Below are 19,185 nucleotides of genomic sequence, written 5' to 3'. Positions count from 1 at the left end.
TTCTTCATTTGAATAAGTCATCGATCGATTAGTATTCGTCCGCTCAATGTGTCGCCACACTTACACGCCGAACCTATCTACCTCATCATCTCTGAGGGATCTAATGGGGAAATCTCATCTTGAGGGGGGCTTCATGCTTAGATGCTTTCAGCACTTATCCCGACCATACATAGCTACCCAGCGATGCCGTTGGCACGACAACTGGTACACCAGTGGTATGTCCATCCCGGTCCTCTCGTACTAAGGACAGCGCCTCTCAAATTTCCTACGCCCACGACGGATAGGGACCGAACTGTCTCACGACGTTCTGAACCCAGCTCGCGTACCGCTTTAATGGGCGAACAGCCCAACCCTTGGGACCGACTACAGCCCCAGGATGCGATGAGCCGACATCGAGGTGCCAAACCTCCCCGTCGATGTGAACTCTTGGGGGAGATAAGCCTGTTATCCCCGGGTAGCTTTTATCCGTTGAGCGATGGCCCTTCCATGCGGAACCACCGGATCACTAAGTCCGTCTTTCGACCCTGCTCGACGTGTCTGTCTCGCAGTCAAGCTCCCTTATACCTTTACACTCTATGAATGATTTCCAACCATTCTGAGGGAACCTTTGAGCGCCTCCGTTACTCTTTAGGAGGCGACCGCCCCAGTCAAACTGTCCACCTGACACTGTCTCCACCCGGATTACGGGTGCGGGTTAGAATCTCAACATCACCAGGGTGGTATCCCACCAGTGCCTCCACGTAGACTGGCGTCCACGCATCAACGGCTCCCACCTATCCTGTACAAGTGAGGTCGAGGTTCAATATCAGGCTACAGTAAAGCTCCACGGGGTCTTTCCGTCCTGTCGCGGGTAACCTGCATCTTCACAGGTACTATGATTTCACCGAGCCTCTCGTTGAGACAGTGCCCAAATCGTTACGCCTTTCGTGCGGGTCAGAACTTACCTGACAAGGAATTTCGCTACCTTAGGACCGTTATAGTTACGGCCGCCGTTTACTGGGGCTTCGATTCGCACCTTCGCTTACGCTGAGCGCTCCTCTTAACCTTCCAGCACCGGGCAGGCGTCAGCCCCTATACGTCACCTTTCGGTTTGGCAGAGACCTGTGTTTTTGATAAACAGTCGCTTGGGCCTATTCACTGCGGCTCATTTTCATGAGCACCCCTTCTCCCGAAGTTACGGGGTCATTTTGCCGAGTTCCTTAACGAGAGTTCGCTCGCTCACCTTAGAATTCTCTTCCCAACTACCTGTGTCGGTTTGCGGTACGGGCGGTAATGTATTCACTAGCGGGTTTTCTTGGCAGTGTGAACCCACAGCTTCGCCTACTATTTTCGGCTCCCCATCACATCTCGTCGTTACACAGGCGGATTTGCCTACCCTGACGACTCGATGCTTGGACGTGCTCTTCCTTCCGCACGCTCTGCTTCTCCTCCTGCGTCACCACATCGCTCAAACACACATCACCGGTACAGGAATTTCTACCTGTTATCCATCGCCTACGCAGTTTCGCCTCGGCTTAGGTCCCGACTAACCCAGAGCGGACGAGCCTTCCTCTGGAAACCTTAGTCGTTCGGTGGACGGGATTCTCACCCGTCTTTCGCTACTCACACCGGCATTCTCACTTCCGATCGCTCCACATGTCCTCACGATCATGCTTCGCTGCAATCGGAACGCTCTCCTACCATCAATATAATTGATCCACAGTTTCGGTAATATGTTTAGCCCCGGTACATTTTCGGCGCAGCGTCACTTGACTAGTGAGCTATTACGCACTCTTTAAATGATGGCTGCTTCTAAGCCAACATGCTAGTTGTCTGTGCAACGCCACATCCTTTTCCACTCAACATATATTTTGGGACCTTAACTGGTGGTCTGGGCTGTTTCCCTCTCGACAACGGACCTTATCACCCGCTGTCTGACTCCCGTGCATCACATAGGTGGCATTCGGAGTTTGTCTGAATTCGGTAACCCGGGATGGGCCCCTCGTCCAAACAGTGCTCTACCTCCACGATGCTAACACGAGGCTATACCTAAATATATTTCGGAGAGAACCAGCTATCTCCAGGTTCGATTGGAATTTCTCCGCTACCCACACCTCATCCGGTCACTTTTCAACGTAAGTCGGTTCGGCCCTCCATCCAGTGTTACCTGGACTTCAGCCTGGACATGGGTAGATCACCTGGTTTCGGGTCTGCAACCCCATACTAGACGCCCTATTCAGACTCGCTTTCGCTACGGCTCCACATTCGCTGCTTAACCTCGCATGCAATCACAACTCGCCGGTTCATTCTACAAAAGGCACGCCATCACCCATTAACGGGCTCTGACTACTTGTAAGCACACGGTTTCAGGTTCTATTTCACTCCCCTTCCGGGTGCTTTTCACCTTTCCCTCACGGTACTGGTTCACTATCGGTCACCAAGAAGTATTTAGCCTTGGGAGATGGTCCTCCCGGTTTCCGACGGAATTTCTCGTGTTCCGCCGTACTCAGGATACACCGCCACAGATCAAAACTTCGCATACGGGACTGTTACCCCCTATGGTGCGACTTTCCAGTCGCTTCTGCTCGCTTCTCTCTGCTTTTTCGGTGTCCTACAACCCCAGTCAAAGACTGGTTTGGGCTCTTCCCGTTTCGCTCGCCGCTACTCAGGGAATCGATTTTTCTTTCTCTTCCTCCGGGTACTAAGATGTTTCAGTTCCCCGGGTCTACCTCTCTCAGGCTATGTATTCACCTGAAAGTCGCACTAATGTGCGGGGTTCCCCCATTCGGAAATCTTTGGTTCAACGCTTACTTACAGCTCCCCAAAGCATATCGGTGTTGGTTCCGTCCTTCATCGGCTCTTGGTGCCAAGGCATCCACCGTGCGCCCTTCATTACTTAATCGCAATGAATTTGTGAGTGTGTCCCAGTCCAGCTGCAGTGTATATCCTCTCGTGATTTTCTGTGCGTCTTGCAGGATCAGGATCCTGCAGCCACCCATCAAAAATCATACGAGGATGAACATCCACTTTCGCTTTCTTGCGACACAACGCGTGTTTTTATGAACTCTTCAGTTCTCGGTTTCTACGCTTGATTTCGGTTAAAATCATTTTTCGCATTGCTTCTATACGGTTTTCAATGTGCAAGGGTTGAATCGTCAATGAAGACCATTCAAAACTGAATACAATATGTCAAACGCCAATTCCGCCGTCCCATAAGGGACGTTCCGTAATATTCCTTAGAAAGGAGGTGATCCAGCCGCACCTTCCGATACGGCTACCTTGTTACGACTTCACCCCAGTCATCGGTCCCACCTTCGACGGCTGCCTCCATAAAGGTTGGCCCACCGGCTTCAGGTGTTACCGACTTCCGTGGTGTGACGGGCGGTGTGTACAAGACCCGGGAACGTATTCACCGTGGCATTCTGATCCACGATTACTAGCGATTCCAGCTTCATGGAGTCGAGTTGCAGACTCCAATCCGAACTGAGAACAGTTTTATGGGATTCGCTTGGCCTCGCGGCGTAGCTGCCCTTTGTAACCTGTCCATTGTAGCACGTGTGTAGCCCAAATCATAAGGGGCATGATGATTTGACGTCATCCCCACCTTCCTCCGGTTTGTCACCGGCAGTCTCACTAGAGTGCCCAACTGAATGCTGGCAACTAATGATAAGGGTTGCGCTCGTTGCGGGACTTAACCCAACATCTCACGACACGAGCTGACGACAACCATGCACCACCTGTCACTCTGCCCCGAAGGGAAGCCATGTCTCCATGGCGGTCAGAGGATGTCAAGATTTGGTAAGGTTCTTCGCGTTGCTTCGAATTAAACCACATGCTCCACCGCTTGTGCGGGTCCCCGTCAATTCCTTTGAGTTTCAGCCTTGCGGCCGTACTCCCCAGGCGGAGTGCTTAATGCGTTTGCTGCAGCACTAAGGGGCGGAAACCCCCTAACACTTAGCACTCATCGTTTACGGCGTGGACTACCAGGGTATCTAATCCTGTTTGATCCCCACGCTTTCGCACATCAGCGTCAGTTGCAGACCAGAGAGCCGCCTTCGCCACTGGTGTTCCTCCATATCTCTGCGCATTTCACCGCTACACATGGAATTCCACTCTCCTCTTCTGCACTCAAGTTCGCCAGTTTCCAATGACCCTCCCCGGTTGAGCCGGGGGCTTTCACATCAGACTTAACGAACCGCCTACGCGCGCTTTACGCCCAATAATTCCGGATAACGCTTGCCACCTACGTATTACCGCGGCTGCTGGCACGTAGTTAGCCGTGGCTTTCTGGTCAGGTACCGTCACCCGATGGACAGTTACTCCCACCGGCGTTCTTCCCTGACAACAGAGTTTTACGAGCCGAAACCCTTCTTCACTCACGCGGCGTTGCTCCGTCAGACTTGCGTCCATTGCGGAAGATTCCCTACTGCTGCCTCCCGTAGGAGTCTGGGCCGTGTCTCAGTCCCAGTGTGGCCGATCACCCTCTCAGGTCGGCTACGCATCGTCGCCTTGGTGGGCCCTTACCCCACCAACTAGCTAATGCGCCGCAGGCCCATCCATCAGTGGCAGTCAAAGACCGCCTTTCAACTCATCCCCCTGCAGGGATCAGGATCATCCGGTATTAGCCACGGTTTCCCGCGGTTATCCCAGTCTGATGGGTAGGTTGCCTACGTGTTACTCACCCGTCCGCCACTCGCAGAACCCGGAGCAAGCTCCGGGCTGCGCGTTCGACTTGCATGTATTAGGCACGCCGCCAGCGTTCATCCTGAGCCAGGATCAAACTCTCCATAATTGGAGTGCTCTGACTCGTTGCGGTTTTACTTGTCGCCCAAGTTGAATGGTTATACCATCCGGTTTTATTGGAATTAACGTTGACATATTGTCATTCAGTTTTCAATGTTCTCTCGTTGACTGCTTTACTATTGTAGCATGTCGCATTTTGGAATGCAACACTTATTTATATCTTTTTTAACTAAATAGTAACGTTTGTTGTGTCGGTATGTGTTTCGTCCGACAAGATATAACTATACAGGGTCTGTTCAATTAATGCAAGGGGTTTTTTAAAAAAAGTTTCAGGAGCTTCAAATTATTTTGAAACCCCCGAACTTTCTACAGTTCCGTCCGGTATTCTATCGCCTTCGACAGTGTCACTTCATCTGCATACTCCAGGTCTCCACCTACAGGAAGACCGTGGGCTAGACGAGTTATCCTAACCCCTATCGGTTTTACGAGTCGCGAGATGTACATCGCTGTCGACTCACCTTCGATGTTCGGGTTCGTGGCCAGGATGATTTCTTTTATCTGTTCATCCTTCAAGCGTTCTATCAGCGTGGCTACATTGATATCTTCAGGGCCTATGCCATCCATTGGACTTATTGCCCCATGCAGGACATGGTACAACCCTTGATATTCACGCATCTTCTCCATAGCTATAACATCTTTCGTATCTTGAACGACACATACTATGGAACGATCCCTACTCTTATCTTGGCAGATGTAGCATGGATCTACATCGGTGATGTGTCCACAGATAGAACAGAATTGGAGGTCTCTTTTTACCTCCATAAGGCTCCGCGAAAAATTGACTACGTCGTCTTCCTTCATATTAAGTACATAAAATGCCAGACGCTGGGCAGTCTTCGGCCCAATGCCCGGCAATTTCATGAAACTGTCTATCAGCTTGGATATTGGTTCTGGATAATGCATCTACATCATTCCCGGAATGTTCATGCCTTTAGTATGTTTTCCTAGACGCTCGCTTGTAAGTTCATCTGCTTTCGTCATTGCTTCGTTGGTTGCGGCTACAATCAGATCCTGGAGCATTTCAATGTCTTCAGGATCCACAACTTCTTCCTGCACCTCGACATCCAATACTTCTTTATGTCCGGAAACAGTCACTTTGACCATGCCACCGCCAGCTGTACCTTCAATTTTTTCTTCTTTCAGTTTTTCCTGTTCTTCCTGCATCTTCTTTTGCATTTTCTGCATTTGCTTCATCATGCCTTGCATATTGTTCATTCCGCCAGCCATATATATTCTCCTCCAATTAATTTTAAATTTCTTCTATAATAGTATATATGAAATGAAAGCTTTTATAAACAGATATCCTTAACGGGTCTCCACTATATCATCCCCAATATCTCCTTGGCGACATCGGAAGGTTTCTTCTCTTTTGTTATAGAAGCTTCAGGTTCTTCTTTTTTCCGGTTCGATTTCTTCTCTTGGATATAATCATGTCTAACCTGCAGCCAGCTGGAGTCGGGGACGCCAACCACCTTTACATCCTTCCCTATAATGGAAGGAATGACTTCCTCCAACTCCTTTCGTTTCTTCTCATCCTTGTTTATCAGATCACTGTGCAGGTCGCTTTGAAACTTGAGAAGTACATGTGTATCGCTTGCAGCAACGGGTTCTGAATCTTTAATGAGTGAGCGGAGCGCATGGTATCCCTTTTCCTCGACATGCTGATAGACCTTCGGCCAGTCATCTTTAAGTTTAACAAGATCGTCTTTATTGGCATGATCCAACACTTTTTCTATCTGACGAAGCGAGAATCCTTTAGCCATTTGGTTCGATGTCTTTCTTGGTGGCTCTGCCGTTTGCGTTCTTGATGTATCCTTCGGCTGATCCGCCAATTTTTTATCGATTTCAGCCAATCTCTGTTCGATGTGTGAAAGGTCGACTGCCTGAGGCACGTTAGCCTGGTCATTACGGTTGAGTACCTGAATCAGTTTAACGATGACTACTTCAAGATGGACGCTGGTGTTGACGGAAAAGCGCATCATCACCATGGCATCATTGAGCACATCTATCATTTCATATAACATCTTATCTTCAGTGTGCACAAAGGCAGTATCCTCGTCGATATCGCCTTCATGCTTCATCAGGATGATATCCCTTATATAGTAGACCAATTCATGAACCAGCCGCGTAGGGTCCTTACCCTCTTCGATGAACTGATGGTATCTGATGAATGCCTGCCTTGAATCCCGCTGGTCAATCATTTTAAGCCAAGTGTTCAGCTCTTCGGATTTGATTCCGCCCGTGATCATGATGGCATCGTCCAACGTTATGACATCATTGCTGTAGGCGATGACCTGATCCATGATGCTCAATGCGTCCCGCATGCCGCCTTCTGAGGCGCGTGCAATATATTCGATTGCTTCTTCCTCATACTCCAGCGTCTCGCTTTCGGCCACATACTTGAGTCGATCTGCAATCTCACTCATTTCAATCGACTTGAAATCAAAGCGTTGGGCTCGGGAGATGATGGTAGCCGGTATTTTATGGGGTTCAGTCGTCGCCAATATGAATATGGCGTGACCCGGTGGTTCTTCCAAAGTCTTCAAAAGCGCATTGAATGCACCCGTCGTCAGCATGTGCACCTCATCTATGATATATACTTTATATCTTGTTTCAGAAGGTGCATACTTCACTTTTTCCCTGAGGTTCCGGATTTCATCTACACCATTGTTGCTTGCAGCATCTATTTCAATGACATCGTTTGCACTGCCTTCTGTAATGCTCATGCATATATCGCACTCGTTGCACGGTTCCCCATCAGTACCGAAGTTGCAGTTCAATGCTTTTGCAAATATTTTCGCAATGCTGGTCTTACCCGTGCCCCTCGGTCCGCTGAACAGATAGGCATGGGATTCCTTATTCCTGATTATTGCATTCTTCAAAGTTTTCGTTACGTGTTTCTGACCGACGACATCTTCGAATTTCTGCGGCCTGAATGCCCGGTATAACGCCTGATATTCCATTCAGCAGCACCTCCGTAATGATTCTTCCATGCCAATAATTATATCATATATAAACACTGTCCACCTTTAAAGGAGAACATTAAAAAATGACTGCATCATCAGATGCAGTCATACATTATGTAACCGTGCACCGCTTCCTTGAATTTTCGGCACAAGCGTTACTCAAAACATCAGCTCAACTCCGGCTGTCCTACGGCACATAGAATGGGCCACTTAATGCTGCTTCCTTCCGGACCTGACATAGTTCGTGACGTTCTATTGCATAGGACCGGAATCTCAACACTGATGATATTGAGGCAGTCCTCACACCGAATACCCTCAGAAGCGGAATTCAGTCCTGCTAGAGCGGATTGCAGGTACAGGGCACCGCTACCTCCCCACTTAGCACGGCACGTTATATAATATCAAAATCAACAATCGAATGCAAGATTAATGCTACTCTCCATGAAATCTACGTGAAAAGTCGATGAACTTGAATTCATTGGCCAGATGCTTGGAGATATTATATTGAAATGGCTGGGCATTGCTCAAATGGACTATGGAACGAACGGTCGCAGTATATCTGGAAGGGCATTTCCAAACAGTTCGAGATCTCTTTCATTCATCGGATCGAAGGTAATTTCCTTATGGGAATAGGCAATGGTCAGACCCAATTTATCTTCTATATATTCATAGATGGAGTCTTCTGCAATCTCTTCTGTAAGTCCAGGCATCATATCGACCATGAAGAAATCAGTGTCGACGATATGCGTTCTGCCGTTGAATTTGCGTTCCCGGATAAGCCGCCATACCTTCTCAACAGATTTAAGTTTTAACGCTTCCATGACTTTTGGAAAGTCTTGTGCGAGATGTTGTTCCAATTCCACAACATTAGTGGAATACTGCGTTGTCTTTAGACTCTGTATCTCTTTAAAACTTGTGAGATGGGAGACGGTGAAGTCCATGGCAGGATTGAAGATGACGACTGAACCCTTACCTTTCACTTTCTGGATATATCCATTTTCCCGCAGCAAGTTGAGCGCTTTCCTTACTGTTTCACGGGAGACCTTGAACATGCTGACAAGGGTGTGCTCTGAAGGCAGTACGCTACCTACTTTATACTTACCTTCTGCAATGTCACTCGATAGCACCTGATATATGTGATTATACTTGTTTATGTTCATTCTGTTCACCGGCCATTCCTAGGATGTATATAAATCATATACATATTAACTTTTTCTAGCTGTCTTGTCCATAAATCATCAACGCTTCGAAAGGCCTGAGCACATCTGTTGGCCCGTCGTAGTTGGAGATAAGCACTTCCCCTTTGCGCTCGATATCCGGCGGGTACTCGACATCCCTATTACGGAAGTTGGCTATCACTGTAATGCGTTCTCCCTCATATAGGCGTTCGTACACAAATAGATCATCATCACCCATAAGTTGTGTTCTGACATCACCATAGGTCAGAATATCTCTTTCATGCCTCAACTGAATTAGCTTCCTATAGGTATAGAGAATTGAATTTTCGTCTTCCAATGCTTTTTCCACATTAATAGTCCCATAATTATCAGCAACTTCTATCCAAGGATACCCTTCCGTGAAGCCAGCATGCTTCGAATCATTCCACTGCATCGGCGTGCGCGAATTATCCCTCGATTTTGAAGCAAGAATTTTCATGACAAGGTCAATGCTCATACCCTTTTCCCTCATTGATGTATATGCGTTCAAGCTCTCGACGTCACAATATTGATCAATGCGGGTGAAGCCCGGGTTTGTCATGCCAATCTCTTCCCCCTGGTAAATGTAGGGAGTACCTTTCAGGCCATGCAGTGCAATCGCAAGCATCTTACCACTGAGCACCCTATCTTCTTCAGTGGCGTCACTTCCAAATCGGGAAACGACCGGGGCTGGTCATGGTTGCACCAGAAAATTGCGTTCCATCCGCCTCCCTGATCCATCGCTTCCTGCCACTCCATCAAGATCCGTTTCAGTTGCAGGAAATCGAAATCGGCCAAGGCCCACTTTTCTCCTCCCGGATAATCCACCTTCAAATGATGGAATGTAAACACCGAGTTCAACTCGTTCCTGTCTGGACGTGTATATTTCAGGCAATGTTCTATGCTCGTCGAAGACATTTCCCGACCGTCATGATATCTTTGCCTCCGAATGTTTCCTGGTTCAACTCTTTTATATATTCATGAACTTTAGGGCCATCCGTATAAAATTCCTTGCCCGGTCCATCAGCATCTTGAAATTCGCCTTTAGAGATCAGATTGATGACATCGAAGCGGAACCCATCGACTCCAAAGTCTATCCAGTAGTTGATCATATCGTAGATTTTACGGCGTAATTCTTCGTTTTCCCAATTCAGGTCTGCCTGGGTCACATCAAAGAGGCGCAGGTAATACTGGTTCGTATCATCGTCATAAGTCCATGCATTGCCGCCGAATTTAGATTCCCAGTTCGTTGGAGGGGCGTCGTAGGTGCCGTCTTTCCATATATAATAATCACGATATTCATTATCTCTGGATTTTTTTGATTCTACGAACCAATTATGGTGGGTGGAAGTGTGGTTGATGACGATATCCATCATAATCTTGATACCTTTATCGTGGGCCCGATCGAGGAGTTCCTTCAGATCTTCCTTGGTCCCAAACTCAGGATTGATTTCATAGTAGTCACTGATGTCATACCCATTATCATTCATCGGCGATTCATACACCGGCGTCAACCAGAGATAATCCACACCGAGAAACTTGAAATAATCAAGCTTCTCGATGATACCTCTGATATCCCCCTGACCACTTCCGGTCGTGTCATTGAATGATTTCGGGTAGATTTGATAAACGACCGATTTCCTCCAGTCTTTAGACGTCATTATAAAAACTCCTTTTAATTTTTTTATTCATCCACCATATCCTTGGTCTTCTCTTTGGCGAATCTCGAAAAGAGCAAGGTAAGCAAGAACGGTACGACGATTGCGATCAGCATGCCGATTGTGAACAGGAGCCAGAAACCTTCAGTAATTGAGATGACGCCCGGTACCCCGCCGACTCCGACACTAGCAGCTGTCAGACCATTCATGCCAAATATTCCGCCGACCACTGAAGTTGTCAGAATTGCTGCAAGGAATGGATATTTAAGAGGGAGGTTCACACCGAACATTGCGGGTTCAGTAACCCCAAGCCAACCTGAGATACCAGAAGTCATGGCCAGGCCTTCTTCTTTTCTTCTTCTGTTGACGATAGATGACCCATGCGCCGAATGCCGCAGAACCTTGTGCGATATTTGAGATCGCGAGGATTGGCCATAGATAGGTCGCTCCAGTAGTTCCGATGAGCTGAAGGTCCATCGCAAGGAACATATGGTGGAGTCCTGTAATGACAAGTGGAGCATAGAACAATCCATATACTGCTCCGCCCAATATTCCTGCAGATTCAAACAACCATACGATGCTGTCTGAGATGATGCCGCTCAGGAATAACGTGACTGGTCCGATTAGTGTGAATGTAAGGATACCGACAACAAGCAGCGCAATCGGTGCAACCAGGAAGCAACTTGAACATATCATGGATACGTTTATCGAGGAAATTCTCCACTTTGGCAAGCAGCCATGCTGCGACCAGCACTGGGAGAACCTGTCCCTGATAGTTTAACTGTTCAATCTGAAGTCCAAAGAAGTTCCATGTAGGAATTTCAGCAAGCTCCCCTGCCTCCGCATCAAATAAACCGTACTGACTGGCAAGATCCGGGTGACAAAGTGCGACACCTAAAGCAATCCCGAGCAGAGGATTGCCCCCAAACACCTTCATGGCCGACCAGCCGATCAGCACAGGTAGGAAGATGAATGGCGCAACCGCAATGAAGTTGATCATGCTTGCGATACCTTCGATGCCTGGGAATTGGCTTATGACGGACTCATTTTCCCAAAATAATCCTTCTACTGTAAGCAGGTTATTGATACCAAGGAGCAGACCCGCGGTCACGATGGCTGGCAGAATCGGGATGAAGATGTCACCAAGTACTTTGATGAAACGCTGGATCGGGTTCATCTTTTGGGCAGCTGCAGCTTTCACTTCATCTTTAGAGCCGCCACCCCTGCCGGTCTCCTCTTCGAAGATCTTGAAGGCATCATTCACCGTACCTTGGCCAATGACCACCTGAAATTGGTTATTGGCTGCAAATGAGCCTTTAACCAGATCGATGGAGTCAAGCTTTTCCTTATCCACTTTCGATTCGTCTTCCAACGCAAGCCGCAAACGCGTCACACAATGCGTAGCAGCATTAACGTTTTCCTTGCCACCGATCGCTTCGATAATCGCTTTAACATCGTCCCTATTCACTGCCATCCTGTTCACTCTCCCCTATTTTATATTTCGGTGTAATTATAGCATGTATAGACATGTAATGTAAAGGCTTTCATAGATGTGGTAGTATTAAAAAATGCTGCTTATAAAAGCAGCATTCGTAAAGAATTGATATTTTTCATATTATAATCTAATTTCTATCTCGGTCTCTGTTTAATCTATCTTAAGTCTATTATGTTGCATCCTAAGTCAGTTCAACAATCAAACAGGTGGGCATTCATCCGACCATTTATTCATGCATATCTTTGTAGAGCCGGCGTAAAACATTGATGAACAGGGGTGTCCTCTCCATAAGAGTATCTACAACTAGATATTCTCCTTCAGTATGTTGCTTACCGCCGACAGGGCCCATCCCGTCAATTGTTGGAATACCCATTGCAGCTGTAAATGAGGCATCTGAACCGCCACCGCTTGCAATATGATCAATTTCTATTCCGAGTGATGCCGCTTCCTTCAAGACGACATCGACAAGTTCTTCTACACCCGACGTAAATTCCATCGGTGGCCGATTGATACCCCGGTGAGCGTTAATTCTGCTCCTGTAACCGTGCTTTCATTACACACTTCCTGGATCTTTTCATCAATTTCCACCGCTTGTTCCTGGGTACTTATGCGAACATCAATTCCCGCTTTGGCGATCGGTGCTACTGTGTTGACTGAGGTCCCTCCTTCGATTAGACCGATATTTATATTCAAACCATTTCCTGGATCCTCAAGTGTCTTCAATTCAATTATTTTATGTGCCATTTCTTCAATGGCGCTGATACCATCATCAGGATTCATACCAGAATGTGCTGATTTCCCCTTAATTTCCAACTGGTACTGCCCCACTCCACGACGTGAACTCACAAATGAACCGCTCGGGCGCGCAGGTTCCAGAAACGAGCACATACTCTTTATCCTTTGCTTTTTCTTCTATCAGTTTCCGCGATTCGATGGTTCCTATTTCCTCATCACTATTGAATATGACTTCCACCTCTTTATAGGCAGGCTCATTTCCTTCTATCAAAGCTTTCATAGCGTAATAAAGCATGACATGGCTTGCCTTCATGTCTATTACACCCGGTCCATATGCAAAACCTTCCTCCATACTGAACGGCCGTTCATCCACTGTCCCTTTCGGAAAAACTGTATCCATGTGCGCAACTATCAAAAATTTGGGTCGTCGGGCATCTTGATGCCTCAGCACAATATTATTTCCTAACTTTTCATTTTCATGTACATCTGCTGTAAACCCGAGCTTAATGAAATGCTCCATTAATAGCTGCCCTACTTTATCGACGCCTTCTTTATCATAGGAACCACTATCAATATTAACCAACTTTTTGAGCATCTCCAACATTTCATCTGAGTGGTCATAGATAAACGATTTCATAACGTCCTCCTAACTTTTAACACATGAAGAGTATTTTTTCTGAAAATACTCTTCATGTGTTTACTGATCCTGGGAATCATTGCTGAAAAATTCTAAAACGGACCGTAATCGATCATAACCGCAAGGAGCATAAATACCGCCCCTACTCCTACCCATATCAGAACAAGTGGATAGATGAAGCGGAACCATCTGGTCCAAGAAACGCCACCAACAGCTAAAACTGCCATAAGAACGCCCGAGGTAGGTGTTATGATATTAGTAATTCCATCACCCAATTTCATTGCCAGAACACCTGTTTGACGAGTAATGTCGAGCATATCGACAAGTGGTACCATCAGTGGCATGACAATAGATGCCTGGCCTGTCCCGGAGGTAACCAGAAGATTGAAAAGCAAGTTGAAAGCATAAAGTGCCATTGCACCAATGCCCACACCCATCGATTCCAATGGTGTCAAAGCGGCGTATACAATCGTATCCATGATATTGCCTTCTTGCATCACTACGATGACTGCACGTGCAATACCTACAACGAGTGCTCCATAAGTGATTGCTTTAGCACCATTCATGAACCTTCTAATGAATTCATTAGGTGTTATTCTGTCTACTGCTGCAACGACAATAGCCATCATGATGAAAATTGCGGACAATTCATTTACTGACCAGCCCAGTCTCAGTGCACCGAATAGGAATATACCTATAAAAATCAAGAATACAAAAATAACTGCAACATGCTTTTTGGTAAAGGATTGATTCGTCTGTCTAGTATCATCTTCATCAGAACTGATGGTAAAGGGGGTATTGCCCATCAGGCTGAGCGATGGATCCTTACTGATTTTATTTATGTAGCGGACAATGTATAGGATGGTCACAGCCATCAATACTATGAATACTGCCAAACGCAAGAGAAGACCGGAGAATAGTGGCAATTCAGCAATAGTCTGTGCAACACCCAGTATGGTCGGTTCCAGAACCCCTGCTGTATTTCCTGCATAAAATCCGAGATAGACAATCGCTACACCAGCAATCGCATCCAATTTCAGAGCTTTTGCAAGCCCGATTCCCAATGGGATGAAAGCAATGACCGCGTTTGAAGCAACACCGACTGTACAGATGATGCCGAAAATCGTTGTAACTGAGGCGATGAGCAACATCGTATTCCCCTTGGTTTTTCTGACCAATGCATTTATTCCTGCATCAATCGCTCCGGAAGCATCCAGAACGGCTACAGCGCCTCCTATCATGAATATCAGGAAAATAATGTTACCAGATTCTATCATGCCTTGTTGAATGGCAAGAAATAGATCCAGTAAAGATGTAGGATTAGATTCTGTAAAACTGAAACTGTCTGGTATAGCTTGTGTAATACCGCCTACTTCTTCGCGCTCATAAGATCCAGCCGGTACGATATAAGTCGCAATTGCTGATAAAAAAGCAATACCAAATATTATGATAAAAGCATCTGGCATCGCTGAACGCCTTTTTTTCGGATGGTTATCCTCTAATTCATTTCCATTAGATTTCTTCATGTTATCCTCCTTCTTTTAGTTAGATGAAATAAACAAAAATTCTACTTCTGGAATAGATTCGATTATTTAAAGGTATGTTACTATTAACTGAAAAGAGTGTCAATTGAGAATTGAATAACATTTGTTATTGATAATTATTTCAGCACTGAAACAATACGATTAAGATAAAGTTCCTCATCTCTTAAAATACGGGGGTTAATATATGAAGGTATCAGAAAAGGTTAAAATTAATAGCACAAAAGAAAAAGTATGGGCGATAATTACGGATATTGAACACTCTTCGTATTTTATCGGCGGCATCACAAATATAGAAATAATCACGCCAGCCGGCGATGATCTTGTTGGCCTTAAATGGAAAGAAACAAGAAAAATGTTTGGGAAAGAATCTCATGAAGTGATGTGGATTACCGAATATCAGCAAAATCACTACTATAAGACGAGAGCAGAGAACCATGGTGCAATTTATGTATCCTGCCTCACGATTACAGAAGATGGGGATAGCGCAATCCTTGAAATGTCATTTGAAGGACAAAGTACAACTTTCATGTCGAAAGTGATGAGTAAGGTTTTTGGTGGTATGGTCAAAAATTCTATGAGCAAAGCACTCCAACAAGACCTTCAAGATATTAAACAGGCATGCGAAGCACAGTAGAATCTTTTTCGATTACCTTCGCTAAAAATTATTCTATTCAAGTGCCAAGTATCGAGGCCTGAAAATTTAACTCACTCAAAACTATTCCGATTTGATCTCGATTTCTTATTTCTATCGCTACCTCATAGTTGTTATAAAAATGAAAAGAAAAGGAGCTAAATCCTCAAGATTCAGCTCCTTTTCTACTTTTTTTACTTTCGGTCAAAAACTCATGACCACAAAGTAAATAACGAAAATCATTTAGCACAGTGGCCGATTTGATTCGTTCTTTTCTCCTACTCCCACTCAATCGTGGCAGGTGGTTTACTTGTAATGTCATATACAACCCGGTTGATCTGCTCGCTCTCATTGACAAGGCGTTTGGATATGCGTTCGAGCACATCCCAATCGATCTTTGCGAATTCACTTGTCATACCGTCGATGCTTGTAACAGCACGGATGCCAATAGTGTGGCTGTATGTTCTGTAATCACCCATCACACCGACTGAACGGATGTCTGAAGTACAGTGAAGTACTGCCATATTTCCCGATCGAGTCCTGCCTTGGCGATTTCATCGCGAAGGATCCAATCGCTTTCACGGACGATTTCAAGCTTCTCTTCAGTGATTTCACCTAGGATTCTGATACCGAGACCAGGACCTGGGAACGGCTGTCTCCATACAAGGTGTTCAGGAATGCCAAGCTCTATGCCGAGTTCACGCACTTCGTCTTTGAATAATGTGTTGAGCGGCTCGAGCAGCTTGAACTGCATATCTTCAGGCAAGCCGCCTACATTATGGTGGGATTTGATGGTCGTTGCAGTTTCCGTACCGGATTCGATGATATCCGTATACAGTGTACCTTGCGCCAAGAAGTCCACATCTTCAAGTTTGGATGCTTCATCATCGAATACATAGATGAATTCGTTACCGATGATTTTACGCTTCTGTTCTGGGTCGCTGACACCTTTAAGCTTGTTCATGAAACGGTCTTTCGCATCCACTTTGATGATGTTCATATTGAAACCTTCACCAAAGTGTTCCATGACCATTTCCGCTTCGCCTTTTCTGAGGAGTCCATGGTCGACGAAGATACACGTGAGGTTATCGCCGATTGCCTTATGCATCAACACTGCTGTAACGGAGGAGTCCACGCCACCACTCATGGCACATAGTACTTTCCGATCACCTACTGTTTCACGGATCTTTTCAATTTCGATATCGATGAAATTATCCATCGTCCACTCACCATGACATTCACAGATGTCCCGGATGAAGTTCTTGATGAAGGTATCTCCGTTCTCGGTGTGTTTGGATTCCGGGTGGAACTGCACCCCGTAGATATCTTTTTCTTTATGCTGAATGCCCGCATACTGGCAATTCTGCGTTTCAGCTATCTTCATGTAGCCCTCAGGAATGCGGGTCACTTTATCACTGTGGCTCATAAGGACAGTTTCAACTTCATCGAGTCCTTTGAATAATGGGGATCCCGCTTCAGTGCCTAAAGTGATATTGGTTGCGCCAAACTCTCTTTCGTCAGAGGCTACGACTTCCCCACCATTAAGATGGGTGATGAGCTGCATACCATAACAGACGCCGAGCACAGGTATATCCAAATCGAACACCCCGGGATCGACGGTCCAGCCATTATCGGCATAGACGGAACGTGGTCCACCGGAGAGGACGATGCCGCGGGGATTCAAATCTTTTATCTCTTCCAGTGTAATGCTTGGATTGTGGAGTTCACTATAGACCCCAAGATCTCTGATGCGTCGTGTAATGAGCTGGTTGTATTGACTGCCGTAATCGATTACCAGGATCAGTTCCTGTTCTTTAGCCATTTCCATCTTTAAACAGTGCTCCTATCTAAAATAGTTTGGGGATTCTTTAGTGATCTGCACATCATGTGGATGACTTTCGACCATTCCAGCACCTGTGATTTTAATGAATTGGGATTCTTCCCTCAATTCCTGAAGGTTCGCAGATCCAGTATAACCCATGCCGGACCTGAGGCCACCCATCAGCTGATAGATTGTATCACTAAGTGGGCCTTTGTACTCTGTGCGGCCTTCTATACCTTCCGGGACGAATTTTTTCGCTTCAGAATCTTCCTGGAAATAACGGTCTTTTGAGCCTTGTTCCATAGCGCCGAGAGAGCCCATACCGCGATAGGTCTTATATCTTCTACCCTGGAAGATTTCAGTATCGCCCGGGGATTCGCTCGTTCCTGCCAGAAGGCTTCCGAGCATTACAGCGTGTCCGCCTGCAGCGAGCGCCTTGACGATATCACCGGACAACTTTATGCCGCCATCTGCGATTATGCCTTTACCATGTTTACGCGCTTCTGTCGCAGCATCGTAGATGGCTGTGATTTGAGGGACACCGACACCTGAAACGACACGTGTTGTACAGATTGAACCTGGACCAATGCCTACTTTGACTACATCCACTCCCGCATTGATCAGTGCTTTCGTACCTTCGGCAGTAGCGACATTACCGGCAATAAGAGTGATGTCCGGGAACTTTTTGCGTATATCTGCAATTGAATTGAGCACGCCTTCTGAATGGCCGTGGGCCGTATCGATGACGAGCGCGTCGACACCTGCTGAAATCAACTCTTCAGCACGCTTGTCCGTCTCCCTTGCGATACCGATGGCTGCAGCCACCAATAGGCGACCCTGATCATCTTTCGCACCTTGAGGGAATTCTATGACCTTTTCGATATCTTTTATCGTGATGAGGCCTTTCAATGTGTTATCTTCGTCAACTAGAGGCAGTTTTTCGATTCTGTATTCCTGTAGGATCTGGGCTGCTTCCTTCAATGTCGTCCCAACGCCGGCAGTGACAAGATTGTGCTTCGTCATGACATCATCTATCGGTTTTGAGTAGTCTTCTATGAATCTAAGGTCACGGTTGGTGATGATGCCGATCAGTTTCTTTTCATCGGGATCGTTTACTATCGGTACACCAGAAATTCTATATTTCCCCATCAGATGTTCTGCTGCAAAGACTTGTTCTTCCTTGGTCAGGAAGAATGGATCCGTGATGACACCATTTTCTGAGCGTTTCACCTTTTGGACTTCGTCGCGTTGGCGTTCGATCGACATGTTTTTGTGGATGACACCCAGGCCGCCTTGACGTGCAAGGGCAATGGCCATTGCAGATTCTGTGACGGTATCCATGCCTGCGCTCAATACTGGAATGTTGAGCTTGATCTTCTCCGAGAGTTGGACTGACAAGTCCACTCCTTTAGGCAGTACTTCTGAATGAGCTGGCATAAGCAGCACATCATCGAATGTCAAACCTTCTTTTTCGAACTTACTTTCCCACATTTTATTGCCTCCTATTTGAATTAGTGCACCTCAATAAAACACATATGATAGGAACAATGAAAAAACAGTCCCATTCGGACATTCACTTGATATTCCATAGTAGCTTCATTTAAGGTAAAGCATAGAAACTCATAATCCATATCATTATGATTATATGAAATAAAATATTTAATTATTTATGATAGCAAAAAGCAGCCGCATAAACAATGCATTTGCTAATATGTAGAA

At 46.2% G+C, this 19,185-nt stretch carries 10 protein-coding genes, 2 rRNA genes, 1 other RNA gene, 3 pseudogenes and 1 riboswitch; of the genes and pseudogenes, 1 reads left to right on the top strand and 15 read right to left on the bottom strand.

Going from position 1 to position 19,185, the window contains the following annotated elements; translation table 11 throughout:
• Window positions 1-8: 8 nt before the first annotated feature.
• The 13 genes and pseudogenes from ACYF68_RS01755 to ACYF68_RS01695 all read right to left on the bottom strand — a co-directional run bounded on the left by ACYF68_RS01755 (window position 9) and on the right by ACYF68_RS01695 (window position 14,995).
• Window positions 9-2,881: ribosomal RNA gene (locus ACYF68_RS01755) — 23S ribosomal RNA — on the bottom strand.
• A 338-nt stretch (window positions 2,882-3,219) separates the two neighbouring features.
• Window positions 3,220-4,771 (bottom strand): 16S ribosomal RNA (locus ACYF68_RS01750).
• Together the 16S and 23S rRNA genes form the textbook arrangement of a ribosomal RNA operon.
• A 317-nt stretch (window positions 4,772-5,088) precedes the next feature.
• Window positions 5,089-5,685 (bottom strand): recombination mediator RecR, encoded by a 597-nt coding sequence (gene recR, locus ACYF68_RS01745; RefSeq protein ID WP_344702021.1) that lies wholly within the window; start codon window positions 5,683-5,685, stop codon window positions 5,089-5,091.
• Window positions 5,686-6,009 (bottom strand): YbaB/EbfC family nucleoid-associated protein, encoded by a 324-nt coding sequence (locus ACYF68_RS01740; protein WP_380569680.1) that lies wholly within the window; start codon window positions 6,007-6,009, stop codon window positions 5,686-5,688.
• A 92-nt stretch (window positions 6,010-6,101) separates the two neighbouring features.
• On the bottom strand, window positions 6,102-7,745 hold the full coding sequence (gene dnaX, locus ACYF68_RS01735) for a DNA polymerase III subunit gamma/tau (RefSeq protein WP_461045210.1): 1,644 nt from the start codon (window positions 7,743-7,745) through the stop codon (window positions 6,102-6,104).
• Window positions 7,746-7,868: 123 nt separating this feature from the next.
• An RNA gene (gene ffs / locus ACYF68_RS01730) (signal recognition particle sRNA large type) lies at window positions 7,869-8,135 on the bottom strand.
• Between the two features lie 146 nt (window positions 8,136-8,281).
• Entirely contained in the window at window positions 8,282-8,908 is a 627-nt protein-coding gene (locus tag ACYF68_RS01725; RefSeq protein ID WP_461045209.1) for a GntR family transcriptional regulator, read from the bottom strand.
• Between the two features lie 55 nt (window positions 8,909-8,963).
• Window positions 8,964-10,605, bottom strand: a pseudogene (treC, locus tag ACYF68_RS01720) (alpha,alpha-phosphotrehalase).
• A gap of 23 nt (window positions 10,606-10,628) precedes the next feature.
• A pseudogene (gene treP, locus ACYF68_RS01715) lies at window positions 10,629-12,076 on the bottom strand (PTS system trehalose-specific EIIBC component).
• Between the two features lie 247 nt (window positions 12,077-12,323).
• On the bottom strand, window positions 12,324-12,593 hold the full coding sequence (locus ACYF68_RS01710; protein ID WP_461045208.1) for a M20/M25/M40 family metallo-hydrolase: 270 nt from the start codon (window positions 12,591-12,593) through the stop codon (window positions 12,324-12,326).
• Entirely contained in the window at window positions 12,572-12,910 is a 339-nt protein-coding gene (locus ACYF68_RS01705) for a peptidase dimerization domain-containing protein (protein ID WP_461045207.1), read from the bottom strand. The genes ACYF68_RS01710 and ACYF68_RS01705 overlap by 22 nt, the downstream gene beginning before the upstream one ends.
• Window positions 12,900-13,469, bottom strand: a complete 570-nt coding sequence (locus ACYF68_RS01700) for a M20/M25/M40 family metallo-hydrolase (protein WP_461045206.1) — start codon at window positions 13,467-13,469, stop codon at window positions 12,900-12,902. Before ACYF68_RS01700 ends, ACYF68_RS01705 begins: the two co-directional genes overlap by 11 nt.
• A gap of 92 nt (window positions 13,470-13,561) precedes the next feature.
• Window positions 13,562-14,995, bottom strand: coding sequence for a YfcC family protein (locus ACYF68_RS01695; RefSeq protein ID WP_461045205.1), 1,434 nt, complete (start codon window positions 14,993-14,995; stop codon window positions 13,562-13,564).
• A 202-nt stretch (window positions 14,996-15,197) separates the two neighbouring features.
• Here ACYF68_RS01695 and ACYF68_RS01690 point away from each other — a divergent pair, with 202 nt between their 5' ends.
• The gene (locus tag ACYF68_RS01690; protein WP_461045204.1) at window positions 15,198-15,647 is read left to right on the top strand and encodes an SRPBCC family protein; all 450 of its coding nucleotides are present in this window, start codon (window positions 15,198-15,200) and stop codon (window positions 15,645-15,647) included.
• A gap of 275 nt (window positions 15,648-15,922) precedes the next feature.
• On the opposite strand, the pseudogene guaA reads toward ACYF68_RS01690, so the two are convergent.
• Window positions 15,923-17,472: pseudogene (gene guaA, locus ACYF68_RS01685) on the bottom strand (glutamine-hydrolyzing GMP synthase).
• Window positions 17,473-17,487: 15 nt separating this feature from the next.
• Window positions 17,488-18,957 (bottom strand): IMP dehydrogenase, encoded by a 1,470-nt coding sequence (gene guaB / locus ACYF68_RS01680; protein WP_461045203.1) that lies wholly within the window; start codon window positions 18,955-18,957, stop codon window positions 17,488-17,490.
• 77 nt (window positions 18,958-19,034) lie between these two features.
• A riboswitch (purine riboswitch) is annotated at window positions 19,035-19,135 on the bottom strand.
• Between the last annotated feature and the right edge of the window lie 50 nt (window positions 19,136-19,185).

The sequence above is a fragment of the Salinicoccus sp. CNSTN-B1 genome (assembly GCF_054792835.1).
The sequence above is the reverse complement of the archived record's forward strand: the minus strand, read 5'-3'. Positions and strand labels throughout refer to the sequence as shown.

Excerpts from the sequence above, each read along its gene's own strand:
- recR (WP_344702021.1), bottom strand. The coding sequence starts at position 5,685 with ATGCATTATCCAGAACCAATATCCAAGCTGATAGACAGTTTCATGAAA.
- ACYF68_RS01740 (WP_380569680.1), bottom strand. The coding sequence starts at position 6,009 with ATGGCTGGCGGAATGAACAATATGCAAGGCATGATGAAGCAAATGCAG.
- dnaX (WP_461045210.1), bottom strand. The coding sequence starts at position 7,745 with ATGGAATATCAGGCGTTATACCGGGCATTCAGGCCGCAGAAATTCGAA.
- ACYF68_RS01725 (WP_461045209.1), bottom strand. The coding sequence starts at position 8,908 with ATGAACATAAACAAGTATAATCACATATATCAGGTGCTATCGAGTGAC.
- ACYF68_RS01710 (WP_461045208.1), bottom strand. The coding sequence starts at position 12,593 with ATGGAATTTACGTCGGGTGTAGAAGAACTTGTCGATGTCGTCTTGAAG.
- ACYF68_RS01700 (WP_461045206.1), bottom strand. The coding sequence starts at position 13,469 with ATGAAATCGTTTATCTATGACCACTCAGATGAAATGTTGGAGATGCTC.
- ACYF68_RS01695 (WP_461045205.1), bottom strand. The coding sequence starts at position 14,995 with ATGAAGAAATCTAATGGAAATGAATTAGAGGATAACCATCCGAAAAAA.
- ACYF68_RS01690 (WP_461045204.1), top strand. The coding sequence starts at position 15,198 with ATGAAGGTATCAGAAAAGGTTAAAATTAATAGCACAAAAGAAAAAGTA.
- guaB (WP_461045203.1), bottom strand. The coding sequence starts at position 18,957 with ATGTGGGAAAGTAAGTTCGAAAAAGAAGGTTTGACATTCGATGATGTG.